The sequence below is a fragment of the Pseudonocardia sp. ICBG601 genome (genome assembly GCF_020496245.1).
In genome coordinates this window covers 1249664-1274963 of sequence record NZ_JAHLJA010000148.1, presented here as the reverse complement: position 1 = coordinate 1274963, position 25300 = coordinate 1249664, and the positions used below count along the sequence as shown (strand labels likewise).

Here is a 25300-nt window from a genome sequence, read left to right as displayed (position 1 = left end):
CGGGAGGGTCAGGCGGCCAGGTCGCGGGGGCCGGGCGTGTCGCGGCCGAAGCGGCGAGCCAGGTCGGCCTCGACGCGGCGGTCCGAGCGCCGTTCCAGCCACCGCCGCCCGCGCGCGGTCCGGGCGACCAACAGCGACTCGACCAGGTTGCGCAGCACCTGCGACGGCCACATCCACGCCGCGGTCACCGGCAGGTCCAGGTCGCGCAGGCCCTCGGCGCGCAGGAACACCCGCAGCAGCGACAGCAGCCGTCGTCGCTCCCAGGCGCCGCGGAGCCGGTCGGCGGGGCCACCGGTCCGCTCGCTGCGCAGCCCCTCGACGAGCGCGCCCGCGAGCAGCGGGCCTGCCGGGGTGACGTCGCCCTGGGCCAGCACGATGTGGTGGTTGAACGCGTTCTGGGCGCGCTCGGTGTCGAACAGCCAGTCGTCGTCGACGCCCATCAGCCACCCGACGTAGCGCCACAGGTGCATGATCGCGTCGCCGTCGGCGCGCGGGACGTGCCGTCCGAGCAGGCGGCAGCCGAGGACCGCGGTGCTGTTGAACAGCCCGAGCGTGGCCGCGGCGTCGGCCTGGTTGATCGGCAGCCCGTGGGTGGCGACGTCGTAGCGGTCGCCGCGCTCGAAGCGCTCCGCGACGAGCGCGTGCATGGCGCGCACGTGCAGCGTCGCCGCCCAGCCCTCCCCGCCGGGCGCCATGCCGCCGGGACGGCTGACGGCGAACGCCCACGCCTGGGTCTCCCCGAGGCGGCGCATCGCGCCGGCGCCGGTGAGCCCGCCGGTGCGGACGAGCAGCTCGGTGGGGCCGCCGTAGCGGTAGCCGCCGATCAGCGAGAGTCCCAGCAGCACGTCGTCGCGGCTGCGGCCGAGCCTGCGGTAGGCGCGGGCGCCGCACTCGAGCAGGTCCCGGTCGAGCCAGTCCGGGTCCGGGGTGACGGCGGCGAGGAAGTCCCGCAGCGCGGGCGGCGCGTCGGCCGGCGCGGTGCCCGCGGCCAGCGCGGTGTGCAGCGCCCGCATGGTCACGCGGCCGGTGTCACCGCGGGCGCGGCCCATCGCGCGGGCAAGCGCGGCGCCGGTCTCGTCGCGGGTGAACATCCGGCGGCCGATCTCGGCGAGCAGCGCGGGGTCGGGGTCGCGGACCCCGGCGACCAGGCCGAGCGGACGGGCGATCCGCGCTGCGCGCTCGGGCGCACTGCGGAAGCGTCGCGGGGCGACGGGCGGCTCTGCCAGCATGGACCGATGCTGACACGAGCGAATGCTCGCCTTCAACGCGCGTTCCGGGGCACCCGGTGAGCGGCCGCGGGGCCCGGCGGCGCGAGCCGCGCCAGGAGCGGTCCCGGGCGATGGTGGAGCGGATCGTCGCGGCGGGCCGGGACGTGCTGGTCACCCGCGGGTACGACGGCGCGTCGACGAACCGGATCGCGGCCGCCGCCGGGGTGTCGCCCGGGTCGCTCTACCAGTACTTCCCGGACAAGGACGCGGTGCTGACCGAGGTGCTGGACCGCTACCTCGACGCGATGGAGGCTCGCGTCTCGCGCGCGTTCCTCGACTCGGTCGCCGCGGCCGGGCCGGGGGCGGGCACCGCTCCGGCCGTGCGCGCGACCCTGGAGGCGCTGCTCGACACGTTCGGCGAGGAGCCGGACCTGCTGCGGGTGATCGTCGAGCAGCTGCCGCGCTCCCCCGGCGGGCGCCGGGCCGCGTTCGCCGGCCGGATCGACGACCTGGTCACCACGGTGCTGCTCACCCGCGGCGTCGAGGACACCGACGCGGCGCGGGCCGCGGCGTGGACGGTCGTGCGGACCGTCGAGCACCTGACCACCGGCTACGTGCTGGAGCGGCCCGGGTTCGCGCGGGCGGTCGTCGTCGACGAGCTGACCGCGCTGGTCGCGGGCTACCTCGACGCGCGCCTGTCCGGCGGGCGGGTGGCGTCGGACGGGCCGTCCTGACCTGCCTCGACCGGGAGTCCGGCCGCGGCCCAGGCGCGGAACCCGCCGTCGACGTCGGTGGCCCGGTGCAGCCCGATGTCCTGCAGCGACGCGGCCGCCAGGCTGGAGCTGTAGCCCTCGGAGCAGAACAGCACCCAGGCGACGTCGTGGTCGACGGCCTCGGGGACGCGGGCGTCGGAGGTCGGGTCGAGGCGCCACTCCAGGTGGTTGCGCTCGATGACCAGCGCGCCCGGGATCTGCCCCTCCTCGCGGCGCTGCCACCCGGGCCGGGTGTCGACCAGGTGCGCCCCGGCGGCGGCGAGCTCCGCGGCCCGCCGCGGGTCGGGCCGGTCGAGCCGGGCGCGGGCGGCGGCGAGCAGGTCGGCGACGGTGCGGCTCATCCGACACCCTGGCCGGGTTCGACGAGCTCGGTGCGGGTGCGGCGCAGGCGCTGGTGCCCGGTGGTGCCCGCGACCTCCTCGACGTCGTAGTACGACATCGCCGACAGCGGCGGCGAGTAGGCGTGCACGCTCACCGCGGGGGCGTCGGCGGTGTTCGCGACGTCGTGCACGTGGCCCAGCGGGAACCCGGCGCCGCGGCCGTGGCGCAGGGTGCGGGTGCGCAGCCCGGACGGGCCGCTCCAGCGGCGCTCGGTCAGCGAGCCGGACACGACGGTGAGGGCGCCGAGCGACCCGGCGTGGTCGTGCAGCTCCGCGATCTGCTCGGTGGCCCAGCTGATCAGCCAGACGTCGACGAAGCCGTCGCTGCGCAGCAGCCGGTACCAGCGGCGGTCCGGGTCGACGACGACGTCGTGCTGCCCGGAGCGCACCTCGGCGGCGATCTCGCGGGTCAGCTCCTGCAGGTCCTCGAGGCCGTACGGGGTGGGCGCGGTGACGGGCCGCGCGTGCGGGACGCGCAGGCGGGCGGGGCGGGACGCGGGCAGGGAGGCAGGCGCGGACACGGTGGTGCTCCAGGGGAAAGGTCGGGCGAGCGTGGTCGGGGGACTCAGCTCGGGCGACAGCCCTGGTCGAAGTGGTCGGCGCGACGGGTGCCCCACAGGGGTCCGAGGGTCGCTGCCTGACTCATGCCGGGAATGGCATCACAGCGGGGGCACGGTTTCAACCCGCCGTCCGGCCCGCGGGAGGGCCCCGCGGGTGTCCGGACAGGTCGGGGGGTCAGGCGCCGTCGTCGTCGGACATGCCGATGACGGTGTCGAGACCCGACAGCACCAGCGAGCGACGGGCCTGGCTGCCGGCGGGCGCGACGAGCGTGAGCGCCGCCCCGTTGGTCCGCATCCGGCGCGCGACCTCCGACAGCAGGGCCATCCCGGCGCTGCTGACGAACGCCTCCCCCGGCAGGTTCAGGGTGATCGGCAGCCCGCGGTCGACGTGCTCCATCAGCGGGGCCCGGATCGCCGAGACCCCACCGAGGTCGAGGTCCCCGACGATCCCGATCCGCACACCGTGCGCGTCCGGGACGGCACGCAGCCGGGCCCGGACGGTGCCGTCGTCGCCGTCGCCGGACGGGGTGTCGATCCGGTCGCGGTCCGGTTCGGGCTCCCCGGCGACGAACTCCACCGGCGGTCCCGCGCCCGGGGTGCCCACCTCGACCGGGATCGCGGGCAGCAGGAACCGCACGGTGGTGCCGGAGTCCGACGGGTCGATGTGCACGTCCCCGGCGAGCTCGCGGATGAGCGCGATGCCGCGGCCGCGGTAGCCGGGGTCGGGCGGCGGGGGCCGCCAGCGTCCGCCGTCGGTGACGCGCACCGCGACCGAGCCGTCCGCGGTCAGCGCCAGGTCGAGGTCGACCCCGGCGCGCCCGTCGGTGTCCTCGGGCAGGTAGGCGTGCTCGATGGAGTTGGTGGCGGCCTCGCCGACGGTCAGCTGCAGGTCGCTGACCGCGTCCGGGCCCATCCCGCACTGCGCGGCCCAGGCGGCCACCGCGCGGCGCAGCGGGGCGAGCCGTTTCGGGTCGGCCTCGATCGCGATCCGCAGGGGCGGCGGCATGAGCCGCGCGACGACGACGACCGTGTCGTCGGGGATGACCATCCCCTCGGACATGCGGTGCAGCAGCGTGTCCGCCATGTCGCGGGGCTGGGCGGCGGACAGCTCGTCGAACGCGCCGGACAGCCGGGCCAGGCCGTCGTCGATGACCTCGTTGCGGCGTTCGAACAGGCCGTCCGAGCAGAGCAGGATCGTCTCGCCGGGCTCCATCCGGTCCACGGCCTCGGGGAACGGGGGCCGCCCGGAGATCCCCAGCGGCACGCCGCGGCCCTCGGACAGGGTCCGCACCCCGTCCGGGCCCGCGACCAGCGGCGGCGGGTGGCCGGCGCTGGCGTAGCGCATCTCGCCGGTGCCGGTGTCGATCGTCGCGATGGCCACGGTGCTGGCCATCGCGCCGCGCACCCGCAGCGCGTACTGGTCGAGCTGCTCCAGCGCCCGCGCCGGGGGCTGGCCGTTGACCAGGTTCGACGCGACGGCGGACCGCAGCTGGCCCATCACCGCGGCCGCCGCCGGGCCGCGGCCGACGACGTCGCCGACGACGAGTGCCACCAGGTCGTCGCCGAGGTCCAGGACGTCGAACCAGTCGCCGCCGGCCTCGGTGCCCTGGGTGCCGGGGCGGTAGCGGGTGGCCAGCGACAGCCGTTCGATGTCGGGCAGGCGCTGGGGCAGCAGGCTGCGCTGCAGGGTGACCGCGACCTCGTGCTCGGCCTGGTGCAGCTGGGCGCGGACGATCGCCTGCGCGCACTGGTTGGCCAGGGTCAGCACGAAGCTGCGCTGCTCGGGGGTGAACACCGGCTCGACCGGGAACCGCAGCCCGATGACGCCGATCGGGCGGGCCGCGACCATCAGCGGCACCGCGGTGTGCACCGGGTAGCGCAGCACCTCGCCGTCGGCGGGCCCGCCGGCGTTCCAGATCGGCTCGCCGCTGCTGACCGCGCGGCTCAGCGGGTGCGCGCGGCCGGGGGTGCGCATCGGCGGGCCGTCGTCGGGCCAGCCGGTCTCCCGGAGCAGCGAGAGCGCGCCGCCCTCGTCGACGACGAGCACCGCGACCGCGTCGGCCCCGATCGAGATCCGGCCGTGCTCGACGACGACCTCGGCGACCGACTCCAGGTCGGTGGCCCGGGCCAGCCCGGTCGCGACCGCGCCGAGGCGTTCGGCGAGCCGGCGGGCCTCGGTCTCGGCGTCCAGCATCGAGGCCCGATCCAGCGCCTGTGCCGCGAGCTCGGCGACGGCGACGGCCGCCTCCTTGTCCGCGTCGGACAGCCGTCGCTCGGTCAGCATGGCGACGGCGAGGACCCCCAGCGAGCGCCCGCCGGCGATGAGCGGCAGGTAGCCGATGGTCTGGGCGTGGTCCGGTGCGATGCCGATGGCCGCGGGGTAGCGCGTCGCCCACTCGTGCGCGGTGGTGAACCACATCGGCTCGTGCCCGGACAGCACCTCGGTGAACGCCAGCGGCGCGTCGACCCGGATCCGGGCGGCGCGCTGCCACATGTCGCGGTCCCAGCCGTGCCCGGTGAGCGCCTGCAGCCACTCCCCGCGGATCTCCCAGAGCCCGGCGTGGTCGGCGTCGAGCAGGTCGACGATGTGGTCCGCGGCGATCGCGGCGACCTCGCCGGGGGTCGCGGCGGCCGACATCTTGGCGGTGGCGCGGTGCAGCAGGCCGAGGCGCTGGGCCGAGGCCCGTTCCTGCTCCAGCAGGCGGGCGTTGTCGACGGCCAGCCCGGCCCGGCGGCCGATCTCGGACAGGAGGTCCAGGTCGTCGTCGGTGTAGGGGTCGCCCGACTCGGTGCGGACGACGGTCAGCACGGCACTGGTGCGTCCGCGGGCGGGCAGCGGCACGACCATCGCCGAGGTCATGCGCAGCCGGGTCCAGGCCCGGCGCTGGGTGGGCGCGAGCCGGCTCAGGACCTCGTCGAGGTGGGCGGCGTCGAGGATCTCGGGGTGGCCGTCGTCGTCGGCGGGGACGAGCGGGGCCAGCCGCCACAGCGAGGGCTCCAGGGCCGAGCGCTCCGCGGAGACGGCGAGGGTGCCGGTGCCGGTGACCGCGTCGGCGTCGTGGACGACGGCGATGTCGGCGAGCCGGTCCTCGACGACGGCGCGGACGAGCTGGTCGGTGCGCCCGGTGCGGGTGATCTCCCGTTCCAGGGACTCGGCGACCTCGGAGTAGATGCGGTGCCTGCGCTGCTCACGGTGCTGGACGTCGATGTCGAGACAGCCGCCGACGTAGCCGGCGGAGCGTTCGCCGTCGCGGACGGGGGCGCCGCGGTCGAGCACCCAGCGGTAGCGGCCCGCCCGGTCCAGGAGCCGGTACTCGACCTCGAACGGCGCGTGCGCACGGGCGGCGGCGGAGGTCACCGAGCGGTAGCGCTCGCGGTCGTCGGGGTGGATGCGGCGGCGCCAGTCGTGGCCCAGCTCCTGCGCCGCGTCCTCGACACCGGTGAAGTCCAGCCAGCCCCGGTTGACGAACAACCGGTGCCCGCCCGGGTCGTCGACCCAGATCAGCGCCGGGGTGGAGTCGGCCATGGCCCGGAACTGCAGCTCGGCGGCCCGGCGGACCCGGCCGAGCTGCAGGTGGTTCGCGACCCGGGCGAGCAGCTCGCGGGCGGAGAACGGGCGGACCAGGTAGTCGTCGGCGCCGGCGGCGAAGCCCTCGACGGCGGCCTCCTCCCCGGCCCGCGACGACAGCAGCACGACCGGCACCCCGACCGTGCGGGGGTCCGACCGCAGCGCGCGCAGGAGCTCGATGCCGCCGTTGCCGGGCAGCGCCGCGTCGGCGACGACCAGGTCCGGCGGGTCGGTGCGGGCGGACTCCAGTGCGGCCGCACCGTCGGCGACGACCCGGACGGTCCAGCGTTCGACGAGCAGGTCGCGCAGGTAGCCGCGCATCTCGCGGTCGTCGTCGACGACGAGCACCCGGTCGCGGTGGTCGACCTCCAGCCCGTCGACGACCGACCCGTCCACCGATCGGCCGCGGGCGAGGACCGCCGGGGCGCCCGCGGGCTCGGGGGCGTCGGGCAGCCAGCGCAGCGCCTCCGCCACGTAGGGCGCGGCGAGCTGCGGGGCGGCGCGTGACCCGACCCGGGCCCGGACGAGGCGTTCGGGGGGCAGGTGGGCGAAGCCGAGCGGCAGCCGCACGGTGAACGTGCTGCCCGCGCCGGGGTCGCTGGTCACGCCGATGGTGCCGCCGTGCAGACGGACCAGCTGGCGGATCAGCGGCAGGCCGAGGCCGCTGCCGTCGCCGCTGCGGCCGTGCCGCCGGGTGGGCCGGTGGAAGCGGTCGAACACCGCGTCGAGCTCGCCGTCGACGATGCCGGCGCCGGTGTCGGAGACCCGCAGCACGACCTGCTCGCCGTCCTGGGCCAGGTCGACGGTGATCGTGCCCTCGCGGGTGTACTTGACCGCGTTGCTGAGCAGGTTGAGGACGACCTTCTCCCAGGCGTCGCGGTCCACCCAGACCGGCCGGACCTGCGGCGGGCAGGACACCGACAGCTCCAGCCCGGCCCGCTCGATGACGGGCGCGAACGCGTCGACGAGCGCCGCGGTGGTCTTCCCGATCTCGGTCGGGGCGAACAGGCCGTCGTGCTTGCCGGTCTGCAGGGCGGAGACGTCCAGCAGCCCGTCGACGAGCTTGAGCATCCGCTGCGCGTTGCGCTGCGCGAGCTCCACCTGGGTGCGGACGGCGGCGTCGTCGTGGTCGCGCAGCCGCTCCAGCGGTCCGAGGACGAGGGTCAGCGGGTCGCGGAACTCGTCGCCGAGGCCGGCGTAGTACTCGGCGCGGGCCTGCTCGATCAGCCCGGCGTCGTCGCGCCGGTCGCGCTCGCGGTCGCGGGCGAGCGCGGCGGTCAGCAGGCCGCCGACGGTGCCCGCGATCAGCCGCAGGAACGAGCGGTGGTCCTCGTCGAGCGGGAGCAGCGGCGGCGCCCCGAGGACGACGGCGATGCCGGCCGACCCGTCGGGGGTGTGCACCGTCGCCCGGACGACGTCGGTGACCGGGACGCCGTCCTCACCGTGGACCGCGACCGGGTCGACGGCGAGGAACTCGACGTCGGTGGCGTGGTCGGAGTCGAGGTCGTCGAAGAGCCAGTCCGCGGGCGGCGCGTCGATGCGGACGGTGGCCAGGGGGCCGGGGTCGGCGCCGACCGTCGTCACCACGGCGCAGCCGACGTCGTCGGGCAGGTCGGTCAGGACCGTGCAGAGCCGTTCGACGGCGATGTCCAGCGTCGGTGCGTCCCGGGCCACCTCGCCGAGCGCGGCCAGGAGCGCCATCCGCCGGCCGCCGACGACCTGCGGGGTGGTCTCGGCCGTGAAGACGATCAGGCCGAGGACGCCGCCGTCGGGACCGCGGACCGGGGTGGCGGAGTAGGTCCACCACGTGACCTCCGGGGTGTCCCAGCGCCGCAGCACGATCCGGTCGTCGCTGCGGTAGATGCCCTCGCTGTCCCCGGAGAGCAGCTCGTCCAGGTGGCCCCCGAGGTGCGCGGTGGTCTCCGGCCAGCCCTCCCGCAGCGGCCTGCCGAAGGACCGTGGGTGGCGCAGGCCGGAGTGCCGGGCGAACTCGTCGTTGTAGAACAGGACGAGCTCGGGTCCCCACCACGCGACGAGCGGCTGGCGGCTCTCCAGGATGAACCGGATGGTGTCCTCGAGCTCGCGGTCCCAGGTGTCGCGCACGCCGAGCGGGGTCGCCGACCAGTCGATCGTCGCCAGCAGGTCGCGGACGGGGACGTACTCGTCCTCCGTCCGCCGGTCGAACCGCTCCACCGTGCGCGCCACCCCGTTCCGCCGTACCGGCCCCAGGATCGCACCACCGGGGCGGGTCCGGCGCGGTGAGACGGGGATCGCTCGGGTCAGGTCACCTGACGGGCCGCGTCGCGGTGCCGGTCGAGCCAGTCCCGCAGGTCCGCGAGCGGGGTCGCCCGGCCCGGTTCGTGGTAGATCTCGTGCCAGAAGCCGTCGTACCAGAGCACGGTGGTGTCGGCGGACCCGGAGCGCTCGTCGAGCAGCCGGGTGCCCGCCGGATCGGTCAGCCGGTCCGCGGTCCCGTGCTGCACGAGCAGCGGGATCCGCAGCTCGGCGGCCCGGACGGGCAGCTCGGCCATCTGCCGGTAGATCTCCGCGCCCAGGGCCAGGGTGGGGCGGCCGTGGTGCACGAGCGGGTCGGCGTCGTAGTCGGCGACGACGGCCGGGTCCGAGCTGATCGCGGAGGTGTCGATCCCGACCGGGCGGACCGTGGGCAGGACCTTCGCGACGACCGACAGCAGCGGCACGAGCGCAGCCGAGACGGCGTCGGAGGCCAGTGCGGGCGCGGACAGCACGAGCCCGTCGAGGCGGTTCTGGTGGCGCAGCGCGTAGGCGAGCGCGATCTGGCCGCCGAGGCTGTGCCCGAGCAGGAACACCGGGACGCCGGGGTGACGGGCGATCGTCTCGCGGCGGAACGTCTCGAAGTCGGTGAGCAGGTCGTCGTAGCGGCGGACGTGCACCCGGGTGCCGCCGGAGCGGCCGTGGCCACGGTGGTCGAGGCCGTACACGGCCCAGCCGTCCGGGACCAGCGTGTCGACGACGGCGTCGTAGCGGCCGGAGTGCTCACCGATGCCGTGGCTGACCAGCAGGACACCGCTCGGGTCGCCCTCGGGGAGGCGGCCCTGCCAGAACAGCTCGATGCCGCCGACGCCGGGGAGCCGGCCGTGGACCTCCGTGGTGCCGGTCACGAGCCCGCCAGGTCCCGCCGCTCGTCGCCGCCGGGGACGAGGTCGACCTCCACGCCCGGGCCGTCGTCCGCGGCGAGCAGGTAGCGGCCGGGGTCGAGGTCGGCGAGGCGGTAGGTCCCGTCCGCCGCGGCGGTCGTCGAGGCGACCGGTTCGCCGTCCTGGGAGAGCACGACGCCGGTGCCCGCGGGCGCCGAGCCGTGGACGGCGGCGGCAGCGGCGAGGCGCAGGGTGGTCCCGGCGTCGTCGTCGCCGACGGTGCAGGTGGCGACGCCGGGCAGGTACCCGTCGGCGCGGGCGACGACGACGAACGCCCCGGCGCCCGGCGCCGTGACGTGCGCCGTCCCGTCGGCGTCGGTGGTGGCGGAGCCGATCGGCCCGCCGGAGCGGTCGCGCAGCGCGACCTCGGCGCCGGGCAGCGGGGCGTCGGTGGCGTCGACGACGCGGACCTCGACGTCCTGCGGTGCCGTGTCCGGCACGACCGCCGACGGCACGGGCCCGGTCCGGAGCACGGACAGGGAGACGTCCTCGGCGCGGTCGGGGCGGGTGGCGGTGGTCGGGCCGGCGTGCACGGGGGTCTCCTCGGCCTCCGGTGCGGTGGTGGGCCGCTCCGGGGTGGTGGGGTCCGGGGTCGGGGCCTCGGCCTGCGGGTCCTGCTCCTGGAGGCCCTGCTCCCGCGGGGCCTGCTCGTCCGGGGCTTGCTCCTGCGGGGCCTGCTCCTGCGGGGCCTGGCGGGGCAGGTCCGGGACCGTCGTGTCGGACGCGGCGGTCGCGGCGGCGGCGACCGGGGCGACGACCGCGGCGGCGGCGAGCGGGACGACGGTGCGGGTGGCGCCCTCGGTCGCGTCGGTACGGGCCTCATCGGTCCGGGTCTCGTCGGTCCGGGCCTCGTCGGTCCGGGCCTCGTCGGTCCGGGCCTCGTCGGTCCGGGTCGCATCGGTCCGGGTCGCATCGGTCCGGGTCGCATCGGTCCGGGTCGCATCGGTCCGGGTCGCATCGGTCCGGGTCGCATCGGAGCCGGTCACGTCTGCACCAGCCGGGTCGGTGCCGGTCGCGTCGGTCCCGGTCGCGTCGGTACCGGCGGCGTCGGTCCCGGCAGGGGCGTCGGCGGTCGGGGCGTCGGTGTCGGCGCCGCCCTCGACCACGTTCGTCCCACCGGCGTCGGCGTCCGCCGCGTCCGTCCCGGTGGTGATGCCCGGGGTCGCGTTCCCGTCGGCGTCGTCCCGGGTCGCGACGTCCCCGGTCGCGGCGTTGTCGGTCGCGACCGGGGACGTCGCAGCGGCGTCGGTCGTCCCGGCTCCGGCCGCATCGCCCGTCGGGGCCTCGCGCTCGCCGGTGTCCGGAACGGAGGCGTCGGTGTCCCCGGCCGGACCACGGACGTCGACGGCGTCGACCGCACCGGCGGTGCGGTCGATGGTCACCGTGCCGCCGGAGCCCGCGGAGGAACCGGCGTCCCCGGCCGTGCCGGACACGACGGTGTCCTCAGCAGAGGCGGTGTCCTCGTCGGGGCCGCTGTCGGTCGCGGACGTCCCGCGCAGCGACGGGGCGAGGTGCCGCGGGCCGCTCCCGGGACGCGCCGACCGCAGGACCCGCGGGGCGGGCCGGGGCGGCGGCTCGGGGTTGTCGCCGGTCTCGCGCGCCGCGCGGGCGCCGGTGGCGGCGAGCCCGATCGACGGGATCCGGCTCACCGGCGGGGTGTCACCGGCCGTCTCGGGCGCACCGGCCTGCTCGGGGACGCGGCCCGCCCAGTTGTGCGGAGTCGAGATGCGGTCCCGGGCCTCGCGGAACTCCCGCTCGGTGTCCGGGTCGGCCGGGGCGCGGACCGAGGTGCGCTCGGACGGCAGCGCCGTGACCCGCCGGACCAGGTCCGGGTCGAAGGGCGCGCGGGACTGGGTCGTGGCGGCGGGCGGGGCCTCGTCGACCGACTCGTCGGCCTCCTCCCCGGCGGGGGCGGTATCCCCGGCGGACGCGACGTCCCCGGTGACGCCGGTCGACGCGTCGGCGGGCGCCTCGGACGCGGTCGTCGTCGCATGCCCCACGACCGCGGTCCCGGAGGTGGGCGTGCTGATGTCGGGCGCCGAGCTGTCCGGGCCGGAACCGGTGGCCGCGGTCGCCTCGTCGGCGGTACGGGCAGCGGGGTCCGCGACGGGCCGTCGTCGCACGAAGGGCGTCGGGGCCGGGGTCCGCCGGGCCGGTGCCGGCTCGACGGGCTCGAGCGGCTTGCCGTCCTTGAACCCGCGCGACCAGGGCGGGCCGACCGGGCCCGCGCTCACATCGGGTGTGACCCGCGGGACCGCCGGCAGCTCGTCGGTGGGATCGGCCGCGCCGACCGCCTCGGTGATGTCGGGCGCCGACGACGACGGCCCGACGTCCGGGGCGGCGTCCTCCGCGGCGGGGGGCCGCGGGCGCTCCTCCTGCGGACGGACCGCGGCGACGGGCGTGGTCGCGGAGACCGCGTCCTCGGGATCGTCGTCCACCGCGGCGTCGGACCCGGCGACCTCACGGTCCGCGGGCGACTCCTCGTCGACCATGGGCTCCGGGGCGTCGTCGACCGGAGGCTCCGGAGAAGCCGGGGGCGCAGACGGGTCGGGCGCGGGCCTGCGCGGCCCGTCGTCGAGGCCGCGGGCGCGGCGGTCGACGAGATCGGCGACGGTGCGCGGACGGTCCCCTTCGGACGACGCGACGTCGTCCTCCCGGCCCCGCCCCCACCGCAGGAACCCGGCGATCCCGACGGCCACCAGCACCACCACCACAACCAGCCCGAGCAGGGCCCACGTCGACATCTGGAAGTCCTCCTGCCGGAGCTGCGCGAACCGTCGTCCACGACACGGTGCGGCCCGGGAGGAGGTGCCCGTCGCCGGGCCCCGCTGCCCGGCCGGCCACGGTGACCCGGTCGGCGCATCCGGCGACGCACCGTAGCACCGTGGACCCCCTGACCGGGGGTGATCGGAGGCGGCCCGCGTGTCGGTCGCGGAGGTTGCCCGTCTCACCCCGGGCGGCCGGGCCGGGCGGCCGCTCATCCGCCAGGATCGACCCATGACCAGCGACCCGGTGACCCCCGAGCTCGCCGAGATCGCCGACGCGTACGGCGTCGCGACCTCGTACCTCGACGGCAGCAGGACCGAGCAGCGGATCGACGCGGAGGTGGTCCGCACCGTCCTCGGGTTGCTGGAGGTCGACGTCGCCTCCCCCGACGCGCAACGGGTGGCGCTCGCCGGGGCCCGCGAGCGCGCCGGCGCCGGGGCGCTGCCGCCGACGATCGGGCTGCGCAGCGACCGTTCCCGCACCGTGCCGGGCCGTGGGCGCCTCACCGCCGTCGACGGCGCGCGTGGCGACGAGGGCTGGGCCCGCGACGTCGACGGCGAGCTCCCCGCCGGGCTGGAGCCGGGCCGCTACACGCTGGAGACGACGGCCGGGCGCGCCCACGTCGTCGTCGCGCCGCCCACGCTGCCCGACCCGCCCCGGACGTGGGGCTGGATGCTGCAGCTCTACGCCCTGCACTCGCGCGACTCGTGGGGCATCGGCGACCTGGGCGACCTGACCACGCTGATCCGCGGCGGGCACGGCGCGGGTGCGGTGCTGCTCAACCCGCTGCACGCGATCACCCCGGTGCCGCCGGTGCAGCCGTCGCCGTACACGCCGTCGTCGCGCCGCTACGCCACCCCGCTGAGCCTGCGGATCACCGACCTGCCGGCCTACGCCGCCGCCGACGCGGCCACCCGCGCCGAGGTCGACGCCCTGCGCCCGGAGACGACCGGCGACCGGATCGCGCACGACCGGGTCTGGGCGGCGAAGCGGTCCGCGCTGGAGGCGCTGTGGCGCGGTGCCGGGTACCCCGACGGCGCCCCGGACGCCGACCTGCGCGACTTCGCGACCTACTGCGCGCTGGCCGAGCGCTACGGCGGCCGCTGGTCGCTGTGGCCCGACGACCTGCGTCGTCCCGACGCCCCCGGCGTCGCCGCCGCCCGTGCCGAGCTGGCGCCGCGCGTCGCGTTCCACGCCTGGGTGCAGCGCCAGGCCGAGGCGCAGCTGGCCGGGGTCCGGGCCGCGGCGAAGGACGCGGGGATGCCGGTCGGCGTCATCCACGACCTCGCCGTGGGCTGCGACCCCGAGGGCGCCGACGCGTGGATGCTGCAGGACGTGCTCGCGCTCGGTGCGACGGTCGGTGCCCCGCCGGACGCGTTCAACCAGCGCGGCCAGACGTGGGGTCTGCCGCCGTGGCGCCCGGACCGTCTCGCCGACACCGGCTACGCCGCGTTCGGCGACATGACCCGCGCACTGCTGGCGCACGCCGACGGCCTGCGGATCGACCACGTCATGGGGCTGTGGCGGCTGTGGTGGGTGCCGTCGGGGCAGACGGCCGACCGCGGCACCTACGTCCACTACGACGCCGACGCGATGCTCGCGGTGCTGCTGCTGGAGGCCCACCGCGCGGGCGCGCTGGTCGTCGGCGAGGACCTGGGCACGGTGATCCCGCGGATCCGCGAGGACATGGCCGAGCGGAACCTGCTGGGTTCGACGGTGCTGTGGTTCTCCCGCGACCCCGACCCGGTGACCGGCGGCGACGACGGCCCGCTGCGCCCGCCGCGCCGCTGGCCCGAGCGGTCGGTCGCGACGATCTCCACCCACGACCTGCCGACCGCGCCCGGGTTCCTGGCCGGTGAGCAGGTGCGGGTGCGCGCCGAGCTGGGGCTCCTCGACGACCCGACGACCGAGGAGGCCAAGGCCGGCGCCGAGCGGGACGAGCTGCTGGCGCTGCTGGCCTCGGAGGGGCTGCTCGACTCCCCGGACGAGACCGACGAGGACACGATCGTCGTCGCGCTGCACGCGCTGCTGGCGTCGGCGCCGTCGCGGCTGGTCCTGGCCTCCCTCTACGACGTGCTGGGCGAGACGCGGCAGCCGAACCTGCCCGGCACCGTCGACGAGTACCCGAACTGGCGGATCCCGCTGCCGGTGTCGCTGGAGGACGCGCTCGCCGACGACCGGGTCCGCCGCGTCGCCGAGGTGCTGCGCGCCCGGACCGGCGACGACGGCTGACCCCCGGCCCTGGCAGGATGCCGCCCCGATGAGTGCCGAGAACAGCTCCGCGGGCATGGACCCGACCGCCGTCGACCTCGTGCGGGCCGACGGCACCGCCGGTGCGTTGTGGCAGGCCTGGACCACCGGCGAGCGGATCGCCGCACTGCCGGAGCTGCTGCGTCCGCGCAGCCTGGCCGAGGGCTTCGCCGCGCAGAGCAGGCTGTCGGAGCGGGCCGGGCCGTCCTACGGCTGGAAGCTCGCGGCGACCGCGCCCGCCGGGCAGGCCCACATCGGGGTGGACGCCCCGCTGCCGGGGGCGCTGTTCGAGCGGTTCCGGCACTCCCCCGGTGACGTGGTGCCGTCGGGCGACCTGCACATGGCCGTCGCCGAGGCGGAGTTCGCGTTCGTGATGGGGGCGCCGGTGGGTGCCGACGCGACCCGCGAGGAGCTGCGCGCCGCGGTCGCGGCCGTGCACGGGGCGGTGGAGCTGCCCGAGTCGCGGTTCACCGACTTCGTCGCGGCGGGGGCGCCGTCGCTGATGGCCGACGCCGCGTGCGCCGGCCGGTTCGTGCTGGGCCCGGAGCTCCCCGGCGCCCTCGACCTCGACCTCGCCGCGACCCCGACCACCCTGCAGGTCGACGACGAGCAGGCGGCCGGGTCCGGCGCGGCCGTCCTCGGGGACCCGTGGACGGCGCTGGCGTGGCTCGCCGACGTCCTGCCCGGCTACGGCCTGCGGCTCGAGGCGGGCGCGGTCGTCACCACCGGGACGACGACCGTCCCGATGCCCGTGCACCGCGGCGCCCGGGTGCGGGCGAGCTTCGGCGACGACCTCGGCGCGGTGGAGTTCACGCTCGCCCCGTGAGCACGGTGGGGGTCAGCGCACGACGTTGAGTGCCCCGGCCGCGCAGCGGACGCGGATCGCGGTGCCGCCGGTGACTTCGTCGACCTCGCCGTCGATCTGCACCGGCATCGGCCCGCACGCGGTGAACCGGAAGTCCGAGGTCGCGGGCTGGCGGCCGAGCCCGGAGAACGCCGCCCGGGCCGCCACCCACAGCTGCTTCCACTTCGGACGGTGCTCCAGCAGCACGACCTCGAACCGGCCGTCGTCGGGACGGCTGGTGGCCGACAGCTCGGCGACCTTGGCCATCTCGCCGATGTTGGCGAAGACCAGGTTGTCGATCCGGCGCCGGTCGCCGCGGGAGAACTCCACCTCGAACGGGGTGAAGGCCCAGAACGCCCGCACCGTGGTGATCACCTCGCGGATGCTGCCCTTGCCGCCTTTCTCGATCTGCAGCGCGACGACGGGGGTCAGCCCGAACCCGATGTAGGAGTGCGCGTAGTGCGGCGGGTCGTCGTCGCGGTGCATCTCGAGCAGGTCCATCGGCTCTGGGCGGCCGTCGAGGATCGCCTCGGCCAGCGGACGGCGTGCGGTGACGCGGTCGTGGTCGTTGGCGTTCCCGGCGGCGAGGACGGCGGCCGAGGCGTCGGTGCCCGGGACGTCCATGATCCCGTTGACGACCTCGTTGTAGCCGCCGTCGCCGGACGCCGACACGATGAGCGGGCGCCCGCCGGCGGACGCGGCCTCGCGGGCGATGACGCGGGCGTGCCCGGCGTACTCGGTGGGCACCAGCCGCACGGTCAGCTCGGGCCGGGCGGCGCCGAGCTCGTCGCGCAGCTGTTCGGCGAGCACGTCGGCGTCCCCCGTACTGCCCGGGTTGAAGACCACCAGCACGGAGTCGATCGGCTCAGCCACGCGCACACCGTAGACGCCTGCGGTCCCGCCACCGTTGCGGCACGGTGGGAATCATGGATCTGCAACTGAACGGGCGCCGGGCGATCGTCACCGGTGGGAGCCGCGGCATCGGGTTGGCGACGGCCAGGGCGCTCGCCGCCGAGGGCGCCCGGGTGGCGTTGTTCGCGCGCGACGCCGGCGCCCTGGAGGCCGCCGCGGCCGGACTGCGCGCCGAAGGTGCGCCGGAGGTGCTGGCCGTCGCCGTCGACACCACCGACGACGACGCGGTCCGCCGTGGCGTCGCCGCCGTCGCCGACCGGTTCGGCGGGGTGGACGTGCTGGTGAACGCCGCCGCACGGCCGGCGAGCGCGGGCCCGCCGACCGACCTGGCCTCGATCACCGACGACGCGGTGCGGGTCGAGCTGGAGACGAAGGTCCTCGGCTACCTGCGGTGCGCGCGGGCGGTCGCGCCGCTGATGCGGGCGCAGGGGTGGGGGCGGATCGTGAACGTCAGCGGCCTGAACGCGCGGAAGTCGTCGTCGCTGGTGGGGTCGGTGCGCAACGTCGCGGTGGCCTCGATGACCGCGGCGCTCGCCCAGGAGCTGGGTCCGCACGGCATCAACGTGACGGTCGTGCATCCCGGGGTCACCGAGACCGAGCGGACACCCGACGCCGTCGCCGCGCGGGCGGAGTCGGCCGGGATCACCGGGGCCGAGGCCCGCGCGGAGCTGGACGCGACGACGACGATCGGCCGCATCACGACCGCCGCGGAGGTCGCCGACGTCATCACGTTCCTGTGCTCGCCCCGGTCGGTCGCGATCACCGGCGACGCCGTCGCCGCGGGTGGGGGAACACCGGGCGTCGTGCACTACTGAGGCCCGGACCGCCCTCCCGGATGGCACGATGGTCCGATGGAGGGGACCCGCGTGGACCGGTGGCTGTGGTCGGTGCGCCTGGCCAAGACCCGTGCCGACGCCGCGACCGCCTGCCGCGGCGGGCATGTGCGGATCAACGACCGGCCCGCGAAGCCCGCGGCGACGGTGCAGGTCGGCGATCGGGTGCGGGCGCGGGTGTACGACCGGAACCGGATCGTCGAGGTCACCCGGGTGATCGAGAAGCGGGTCGGCGCCCCGATCGCGCAGGAGTGCTACATCGACCACACCCCGCCGGAGCCGAGCGCCGCGGGGCAGCCGTTGTTCGCCCACCGCGACCGCGGCGCCGGGCGCCCGACGAAGCGCGACCGCCGCATGCTCGACCAGCTGGGGCTGTCCCGCCGCACCTCCTAGGCCGGTGTGAGGATGGGGGCATGTACGACGCCCTCATGCGCCACGTGCTCCGGCACGTCCCGTCCGAGCCCGCGCACCGGATGGGGTTCGGTGTGGTCCGCACACTCGGGACCGCGCCCGTCGTGGGTGAGCGGGTCGCGGAGCGGTTCGCCCCGTCGGACCCCGTGCTGCGCACCCGGGCGCTGGGTCTGGAGTTCGCGGGCCCGCTCGGTCTCGCCGCCGGTTTCGACAAGGACGCCGAGGGTGTCCTCGCGCTCGGCAGGCTCGGGTTCGGCGCGGTCGAGATCGGCACGGTGACCGGTCGGGCGCAGCCCGGCAACCCGCGGCCCCGCCTGTTCCGGCTCGTCGACGACGCCGCGCTGGTCAACCGGATGGGCTTCAACAACTCCGGTGCCGGGACCGTCGGGCCCCGCCTCGCCGCGCTCCGCGCCCGCTCCGGGCCGGGGATGCCGGTGCTCGGGGTCAACATCGGCAAGAGCAAGGCGGTACCCGCCGAGGACGCCGCGTCGGACTACCGTGCGAGCGCCGCCGCGCTGGGCGCCTACGCCGACTACGTCGTGGTCAACGTCAGCTCCCCGAACACCCCCGGCCTGCGGGACCTGCAGCAGGTCGACGTGCTGGAGCCGCTGCTCGTCGCCGTGCGTGAGGAGCTGGACCGGGTGTCCGGGGACCGCCGTGTGCCGCTCCTGGTGAAGATCACGGTCGACCTGGCGCCGGAGGATCTCGACGCCGTCGCCGACCTGGCCCGCCGGATGCGGCTCGACGGGGTCGTCGCCACGAACACGACCGTCTCCCGCGACGGCCTGCGCACCGCACCCGACGTCGTCACCGCCACCGGTGCGGGTGGGCTGTCCGGCCGTCCGCTGACCGAGCGGGCCCGTGCGGTCGTGCGGCAGCTGCGGACCCGCCTCGACGACGACCAGGTCGTCGTCTCCGTTGGCGGGATCGCCGACGCCCAGGAGGCCTACCGCCGGATCCGTTCCGGCGCGGCGCTGGTGCAGGCCTACACCGGTTTCGTCTACGGCGGTCTGCTCTGGCCCGCCCGGGTCCACCGCGAGCTCGCGGCGCTGCTGCGCGCCGACGGCTTCTCGTGCGTCGACGACGCCGTGGGCGCCGATCTCTGACACCTGCGGTGGCCGGTCTTCCCGCCGGCCGCCCTCCGCGCACCCCACGTCGCACACGTTTCTGCGACCTCGCAGCCCCTGCAGAGGGTGCGAGGTCGCAGGAAAGCATGCGAGGTGCACCGGCCCACCGGCCCCTCCACCACGGAGCACACCCCGGACCCGACCTGGGCCCGATACGTGGCGGACCGAAAAGGGTCCGGAAATGAGAAATGCCCCGGACTCGAAAGTCCGGGGCAGATCCCATGAAGTTGAATGTCGGCGACGACCTACTCTCCCACACCCTGGCGAGTGCAGTACCATCGGCGCTGGAAGGCTTAGCTACCGGGTTCGGAATGGGACCGGGCGTTTCCCTACCGCAATGACCACCGACAACACTATCCAACTATCACCCCACCCCCAAAAACCTAGGGGTAGGGGTCGAGCACACAAGCCAACCCACCACCCCCCAACTCACCGGGGGGATGTGGATGGTTGTGGACTCAGGGTCACACAGTGGATGCGAACAACTCGTTGTGGCAAGCCCTCGGCCTATTAGTACCGGTCAACTCCACCCCTCACAGGGCTTCCATCTCCGGCCTATCAACCCAGTCATCTACTGGGAGCCTTACCCACTCGAAGGTGGTGGGAGACCTCATCTTGGAACAGGCTTCCCGCTTAGATGCCTTCAGCGGTTATCCCTCCCGAACATAGCCAACCAGCCGTGCCCCTGGCGGGACAACTGGCACACCAGAGGTTCGTCCGTCCCGGTCCTCTCGTACTAGGGACAGCCTTCCTCAAGTCTCCAACGCGCGCGGCGGATAGGGACCGAACTGTCTCACGACGTTCTAAACCCAGCTCGCGTACCGCTTTAATGGGCGAACAGCCCAACCCTTGGGACCTACTCCAGCCCCAGGATGCGACGAGCCGACATCGAGGTGCCAAACCATGCCGTCGATATGGACTCTTGGGCAAGATCAGCCTGTTATCCCCGGGGTACCTTTTATCCGTTGAGCGACACCCCTTCCACAAGGTGGTGCCGGATCACTAGTCCCGACTTTCGTCCCTGCTCGACCCGTCAGTCTCACAGTCAAGCTCCCTTGTGCACTTACACTCAACACCTGATTGCCAACCAGGCTGAGGGAACCTTTGGGCGCCTCCGTTACTCTTTGGGAGGCAACCGCCCCAGTTAAACTACCCACCAGGCACTGTCCCTGAACCAGATCATGGCCCGAGGTTAAGACACCCAATTCGACCAGAGTGGTATTTCAACAACGACTCCACCACCACTGGCGTGGCGATTTCACAGTCTCCCACCTATCCTACACAAGCCGAACCGAGCACCAATACCAAGCTATAGTAAAGGTCCCGGGGTCTTTCCGTCCTGCCGCGCGTAACGAGCATCTTTACTCGTAGTGCAATTTCGCCGAGTCTGTGGTCGAGACAGCGCCCAAGTCGTTACGCCATTCGTGCAGGTCGGAACTTACCCGACAAGGAATTTCGCTACCTTAGGATGGTTATAGTTACCACCGCCGTTTACTGGCGCTTAAATTCTCCGCTTCGCCCCGAAGAGCTAACAGGTCCTCTTAACGTTCCAGCACCGGGCAGGCGTCAGTCCGTATACATCGTCTTGCGACTTCGCACGGACCTGTGTTTTTAGTAAACAGTCGCTTGGGCCTGGTCTCTGCGACCGGCCGTCCCTAGCCCGCAAGGAGCCTCAAGACAACCGGCCCTCCTTCTCCCGAAGTTACGGAGGTATTTTGCCGAATTCCTTAACCACAGTTCGCTCGATCGCCTCGGTATTCTCTACCTGACCACCTGTGTCGGTTTGGGGTACGGGCCGCAACAGCACTCGCTAGAGGCTTTTCTCGACAGCATGGGATCACCCTCTTCGCCTCAATCGGCTACGCATCACCTCTCACCCTTTGATGAGCCCCGGATTTACCTAGGACTCGGGCTACAGGCTTACACCACGACAACCACCGCGTGGCGGAGCTACCCTCCTGCGTCACCCCATCACTTGCCTACTACCAGATCGGATCCCACGCTCCCCCACAAACACAACTCCCGAAGGAGCCGAGGTGGGTTCGGATGGTTAGCATCACCGGCCTTGGCATGGACGCACTGTCACGAGCACGGGAATATCAACCCGTTGTCCATCGACTACGCCTGACGGCCTCGCCTTAGGTCCCGGCTCACCCTGGGCGGAACAACCTGGCCCAGGAACCCTTGGTCATCCGGCGGCAGAGATTCTCACTCTGCATTCGCTACTCATGCCTGCATTCTCACTCCCACACCCTCCACCCGTAAATCACTCCCGGGCTTCACCAGATGCAGGACGCTCCCCTACCCAACAACACCTAAAGATGTCATTGCCACGGCTTCGGCGGTGCGCTTGAGCCCCGCTACATTGTCGGCGCAGGACCACTTGACCAGTGAGCTATTACGCACTCTTTCAAGGGTGGCTGCTTCTAAGCCAACCTCCTGGTTGTCCGGGCGATCCCACATCCTTTCCCACTTAGCGCACGCTTAGGGGCCTTAGCCGGTGATCTGGGCTGTTTCCCTCTCGACCACGAAGCTTATCCCCCGCAGTCTCACTGCCGCGCTCTCACTCACCGGCATTCGGAGTTTGGCTGACTTCGGTAAGCTTGTCGGCCCCCTAGGCCATCCAGTGCTCTACCTCCGGTGAGAAACACACGACGCTGCACCTAAATGCATTTCGGGGAGAACCAGCTATCACGAAGTTTGATTGGCCTTTCACCCCTACCCACAGCTCATCCCCCAGGTTTTCAACCCTGGTGGGTTCGGGCCTCCACGACGTCTTACCGACGCTTCACCCTGGCCATGGGTAGATCACTCCGCTTCGGGTCTACACCCCGCGACTACAGCGCCCTATTCGGACTCGCTTTCGCTACGGCTACCCCACACAGGTTAACCTCGCCACGAAGCATAACTCGCAGGCTCATTCTTCAAAAGGCACGCCATCACCCTGTACCACGAAAGCACTGCAGGCTCTGACGGCTTGTAAGCACACGGTTTCAGGTACTATTTCACTCCCCTCCCGGGGTACTTTTCACCTTTCCCTCACGGTACTTGTCCGCTATCGGTCATCAGGTAGTATTTAGGCTTGACGGGTGGTCCCGCCAGATTCACAGCGAATTTCACGGGCTCGCTGCTACTCGAGAACACGCCCACAACAGAACCCAGTGTTTTCGCGTACGGGGCTATCACCCACTACGGCCGACCATCCCAGAGTCGTTCCGCTAACACAGGCTCTTGCTGTCCCATCCTCGGCAGAAGATGAACGACACGTCTCACAACCCCGCACCCGCAACGCCTGCCGGCTTGACACGGACACGGTTTAGCCTCTTCCGCTTTCGCTCGCCACTACTCACGGAATCACTATTGTTTTCTCTTCCTGTGGGTACTGAGATGTTTCACTTCCCCACGTTCCCTCCACGCACCCTATGAATTCAGGTACGGGTAACGCCCCATGACGGGCGCTGGGTTTCCCCATTCGGACACCCTCGGATCACAGCTCGGTTGACAGCTCCCCGAGGCCTATCGCGGCCTCCCACGTCCTTCATCGGCTCCTGATGCCCAGGCATCCACCATGTGCTCTTAACAACTTGACCACAACAAGATGCTCGCATCCACTATGCAACACTCAACCCACAACCACACCAGACCGAGAAGAAGCCACCACACCCGAAACCAACCGGGGCGTTAGGACAACCCTCAACCTGAGCGGCCAAAGAAAACAACCCACAGGGTGTCTTCTCAGGACCCAACAGTGTGCCAAGCCGATACGGTTCGACGTGCTGCGTTCCACCCAACGCACCCAACCCACGAACGGGGCCGCTGATGCGATTCAATGAAGGAACCACAGACACCCAAAATGAGCACAACTCACTTACGAGCGTGTGGTGCCCCATCACATGATGGGACTCCTTAGAAAGGAGGTGATCCAGCCGCACCTTCCGGTACGGCTACCTTGTTACGACTTCGTCCCAATCGCCAGTCCCACCTTCGACAGCTCCCTCCACAAGGGTTGGGCCGCCGGCTTCGGGTGTTACCAACTTTCGTGACGTGACGGGCGGTGTGTACAAGGCCCGGGAACGTATTCACCGCAGCGTTGCTGATCTGCGATTACTAGCGACTCCAACTTCACGGGGTCGAGTTGCAGACCCCGATCCGAACTGAGACTCACTTTAAGGGATTCGCTCCACCTCACGGTCTCGCAGCCCTCTGTATGAGCCATTGTAGCATGTGTGAAGCCCTGGACATAAGGGGCATGATGACTTGACGTCATCCCCACCTTCCTCCGAGTTGACCCCGGCAGTCTCCCATGAGTCCCCACCATTACGTGCTGGCAACATGGAACAAGGGTTGCGCTCGTTGCGGGACTTAACCCAACATCTCACGACACGAGCTGACGACAGCCATGCACCACCTGCACACCAACCACAAGGGAAGCCCTATCTCTAGGGATGTCTGGTGCATGTCAAACCCAGGTAAGGTTCTTCGCGTTGCATCGAATTAATCCACATGCTCCGCCGCTTGTGCGGGCCCCCGTCAATTCCTTTGAGTTTTAGCCTTGCGGCCGTACTCCCCAGGCGGGGCGCTTAATGCGTTAGCTGCGGCACAGAAACCGTGGAATGGTCCCCACACCTAGCGCCCAACGTTTACGGCGTGGACTACCAGGGTATCTAATCCTGTTCGCTCCCCACGCTTTCGCTCCTCAGCGTCAGTATCGGCCCAGAGACCCGCCTTCGCCACCGGTGTTCCTCCTGATATCTGCGCATTTCACCGCTACACCAGGAATTCCAGTCTCCCCTGCCGAACTCAAGTGATGCCCGTATCGACCGCACGCTCAGAGTTAAGCCCCAAGTTTTCACGGCCGACGCGACACACCGCCTACGAGCTCTTTACGCCCAATAATTCCGGACAACGCTCGCACCCTACGTGTTACCGCGGCTGCTGGCACGTAGTTGGCCGGTGCTTCTTCTCCAGGTACCGTCAATTGCTCTTCGTCCCTGGCGAAAGAGGTTTACAACCCGAAGGCCGTCATCCCCCACGCGGCGTCGCTGCGTCAGGCTTCCGCCCATTGCGCAATATTCCCCACTGCTGCCTCCCGTAGGAGTCTGGGCCGTGTCTCAGTCCCAGTGTGGCCGGTCGCCCTCTCAGGCCGGCTACCCGTCACCGCCTTGGTAGGCCATCACCCCACCAACAAGCTGATAGGCCGCGGGCCCATCCCCCACCGAAAAAACTTTCCACCACCAACCATGCGATCAGTGGTCCTATCCGGTATTAGACCCAGTTTCCCAGGCTTATCCCAGAGTGGAGGGCAGGTCACCCACGTGTTACTCACCCGTTCGCCGCTCGTGTACCCCCGAAAGGGCCTTACCGCTCGACTTGCATGTGTTAAGCACGCCGCCAGCGTTCGTCCTGAGCCAGGATCAAACTCTCCAACAAAACCCTGACTTGCAACAAACAACTGGCCACAACACCCGACGGGATCGAATGCTGCAACCAAACAAACAATTTGGCACAAAACGCCAAACCGAATAAATAGCTCGACACACTGTTGAGTTCTCAAAAGACACCCGCACCGCAATCACCCAACCCCCTGAAAAGGAAGCGGGATCCTGAAGACGGATCGCCTTGACCCACAAAGATAACCACACCGAGAAACTCGGTGAACCACCGGGGGTCGCTGTCCGCGGGGCCTGTTGACCGGGCCTCTCAGGGCCCGTTCTGTCCGGCTCACTCGCTGACAGGAAGAAAGTTACGGCACGGTGTCCGGGGCCGTCAAACCGGGGGGTCCTCGGGGCGAACACCAGGCGTCGTCGCAGGTCATCGCCGTGGGCGGAGGCGAACTCCTGGTTACCGACACCCTCTCACCGGGCGATACGGACGATCACCGATCTGTGTGACGCCGACCACGGTCTCTTCGCGATGAGTTGTCGACGTGGTCTTCTCGGTGGTCGGGCCACCATCCGTTCAGGTCTCGAATCGGCCCGTGACCTGCGCAGTCAGGGTGCGGTCGTGGTGCGCCGCCCCGTGCTCGTCCGGTACCGCCGTGGCCCGGTTCCGGCCGTCGGCCGGGGCCCCGCCCCGCACGACGACCCGTGGTCACGGTGCAGGTGCCCGGTTCCGGCCCACCGTCGGGTCCGGCCCGTCCTCTGCCGTCGCGTGGCAGGTCGTCCACAGCGGAGCGCCGGCAGGGACGAGCTGAACGATCGCCGCAACGGTCCGCCCGCGTGCGATCCCGGGCCGGCCGCGTGGGGCTCGGCCGCGTCCCTCCGGCCCCGACGGTCCCGGGGCCGAGGGGGCTCCGTCCCGCCGTTCCGGCTCCCGGAGCCCACCACGGACGGCGGGTGTCCCCCCGGATCGGCACTCGACGGCCCGGGCCACCCACCGATTTTTTGTCACGAAGACATGACGACGACCCGTCTGACCTGCGGGGACGACCGATGGTGGTGTCCGGGCCCGCGTCGTCACCGCATCAGGGGGGTATCCGTGCCCGTTCCGGCG

At 72.3% G+C, this 25300-nt stretch carries 13 protein-coding genes and 3 rRNA genes; 6 read left to right on the top strand and 10 right to left on the bottom strand.

Annotated elements, in window-relative coordinates:
* Positions 1-8 precede the first annotated feature (8 nt).
* Positions 9-1229 carry an oxygenase MpaB family protein gene (locus KPL57_RS35310; RefSeq protein WP_226354898.1) on the bottom strand — a complete coding sequence of 407 codons (1221 nt, stop codon included), beginning with the start codon at positions 1227-1229 and terminating at the stop codon, positions 9-11.
* 56 nt (positions 1230-1285) lie between these two features.
* Between KPL57_RS35310 and KPL57_RS35305 the strand changes: the two genes are divergently transcribed.
* The gene (locus KPL57_RS35305) at positions 1286-1942 is read left to right on the top strand and encodes a TetR/AcrR family transcriptional regulator (RefSeq protein ID WP_226354897.1); all 657 of its coding nucleotides are present in this window, start codon (positions 1286-1288) and stop codon (positions 1940-1942) included.
* Here the strand turns inward: KPL57_RS35305 and KPL57_RS35300 are convergent.
* The 5 genes from KPL57_RS35300 to KPL57_RS35280 form a co-directional block, all read right to left on the bottom strand.
* Positions 1888-2322 carry a rhodanese-like domain-containing protein gene (locus KPL57_RS35300; protein WP_226354896.1) on the bottom strand — a complete coding sequence of 145 codons (435 nt, stop codon included), beginning with the start codon at positions 2320-2322 and terminating at the stop codon, positions 1888-1890. The genes KPL57_RS35305 and KPL57_RS35300 overlap by 55 nt on opposite strands.
* Positions 2319-2882, bottom strand: coding sequence for a cysteine dioxygenase family protein (locus KPL57_RS35295; RefSeq protein WP_226354895.1), 564 nt, complete (start codon positions 2880-2882; stop codon positions 2319-2321). Before KPL57_RS35295 ends, KPL57_RS35300 begins: the two co-directional genes overlap by 4 nt.
* 214 nt (positions 2883-3096) lie before the next feature.
* Positions 3097-8694, bottom strand: coding sequence for a SpoIIE family protein phosphatase (locus KPL57_RS35290; protein ID WP_226354894.1), 5598 nt, complete (start codon positions 8692-8694; stop codon positions 3097-3099).
* A 74-nt stretch (positions 8695-8768) separates the two neighbouring features.
* Positions 8769-9629 (bottom strand): alpha/beta hydrolase, encoded by an 861-nt coding sequence (locus KPL57_RS35285; RefSeq protein ID WP_226354893.1) that lies wholly within the window; start codon positions 9627-9629, stop codon positions 8769-8771.
* Complete coding sequence (locus KPL57_RS35280) at positions 9626-12409, bottom strand: carboxypeptidase regulatory-like domain-containing protein (RefSeq protein ID WP_226354892.1); 2784 nt, start codon at positions 12407-12409, stop codon at positions 9626-9628. Before KPL57_RS35280 ends, KPL57_RS35285 begins: the two co-directional genes overlap by 4 nt.
* Before the next feature lie 253 nt (positions 12410-12662).
* Here KPL57_RS35280 and malQ point away from each other — a divergent pair, with 253 nt between their 5' ends.
* Together malQ and KPL57_RS35270 are read left to right on the top strand one after the other, a co-directional pair.
* The gene (gene malQ / locus KPL57_RS35275) at positions 12663-14663 is read left to right on the top strand and encodes a 4-alpha-glucanotransferase (protein WP_226354891.1); all 2001 of its coding nucleotides are present in this window, start codon (positions 12663-12665) and stop codon (positions 14661-14663) included.
* Positions 14664-14691: 28 nt separating this feature from the next.
* A complete protein-coding gene (locus KPL57_RS35270) occupies positions 14692-15507 on the top strand; it encodes a 2-keto-4-pentenoate hydratase (RefSeq protein ID WP_226354890.1) in 816 nt (271 codons plus the stop codon).
* 12 nt (positions 15508-15519) lie between these two features.
* Here KPL57_RS35270 and KPL57_RS35265 read toward each other — a convergent pair whose 3' ends face one another.
* Positions 15520-16398, bottom strand: a complete 879-nt coding sequence (locus KPL57_RS35265; RefSeq protein ID WP_226354889.1) for a diacylglycerol kinase family protein — start codon at positions 16396-16398, stop codon at positions 15520-15522.
* A 53-nt stretch (positions 16399-16451) separates the two neighbouring features.
* Here KPL57_RS35265 and KPL57_RS35260 point away from each other — a divergent pair, with 53 nt between their 5' ends.
* From KPL57_RS35260 to KPL57_RS35250, 3 genes are read left to right on the top strand one after another with little or no spacing between them, the layout of a single operon-like run.
* Complete coding sequence (locus KPL57_RS35260; RefSeq protein ID WP_226354888.1) at positions 16452-17252, top strand: SDR family NAD(P)-dependent oxidoreductase; 801 nt, start codon at positions 16452-16454, stop codon at positions 17250-17252.
* Positions 17253-17288: 36 nt separating this feature from the next.
* Positions 17289-17663 (top strand): RNA-binding S4 domain-containing protein, encoded by a 375-nt coding sequence (locus KPL57_RS35255; protein ID WP_226354887.1) that lies wholly within the window; start codon positions 17289-17291, stop codon positions 17661-17663.
* Between the two features lie 20 nt (positions 17664-17683).
* Positions 17684-18787 (top strand): quinone-dependent dihydroorotate dehydrogenase, encoded by a 1104-nt coding sequence (locus KPL57_RS35250; RefSeq protein WP_226354886.1) that lies wholly within the window; start codon positions 17684-17686, stop codon positions 18785-18787.
* A gap of 253 nt (positions 18788-19040) precedes the next feature.
* Here KPL57_RS35250 and rrf read toward each other — a convergent pair.
* From rrf to KPL57_RS35235, 3 genes are all read right to left on the bottom strand, one after another.
* A 5S ribosomal RNA gene (gene rrf, locus KPL57_RS35245) occupies positions 19041-19157 on the bottom strand.
* Between the two features lie 141 nt (positions 19158-19298).
* Positions 19299-22398 (bottom strand): 23S ribosomal RNA (locus KPL57_RS35240).
* Positions 22399-22718: 320 nt separating this feature from the next.
* A 16S ribosomal RNA gene (locus KPL57_RS35235) occupies positions 22719-24238 on the bottom strand.
* Together the 16S, 23S and 5S rRNA genes form the textbook arrangement of a ribosomal RNA operon.
* Positions 24239-25300: the final 1062 nt, after the last annotated feature.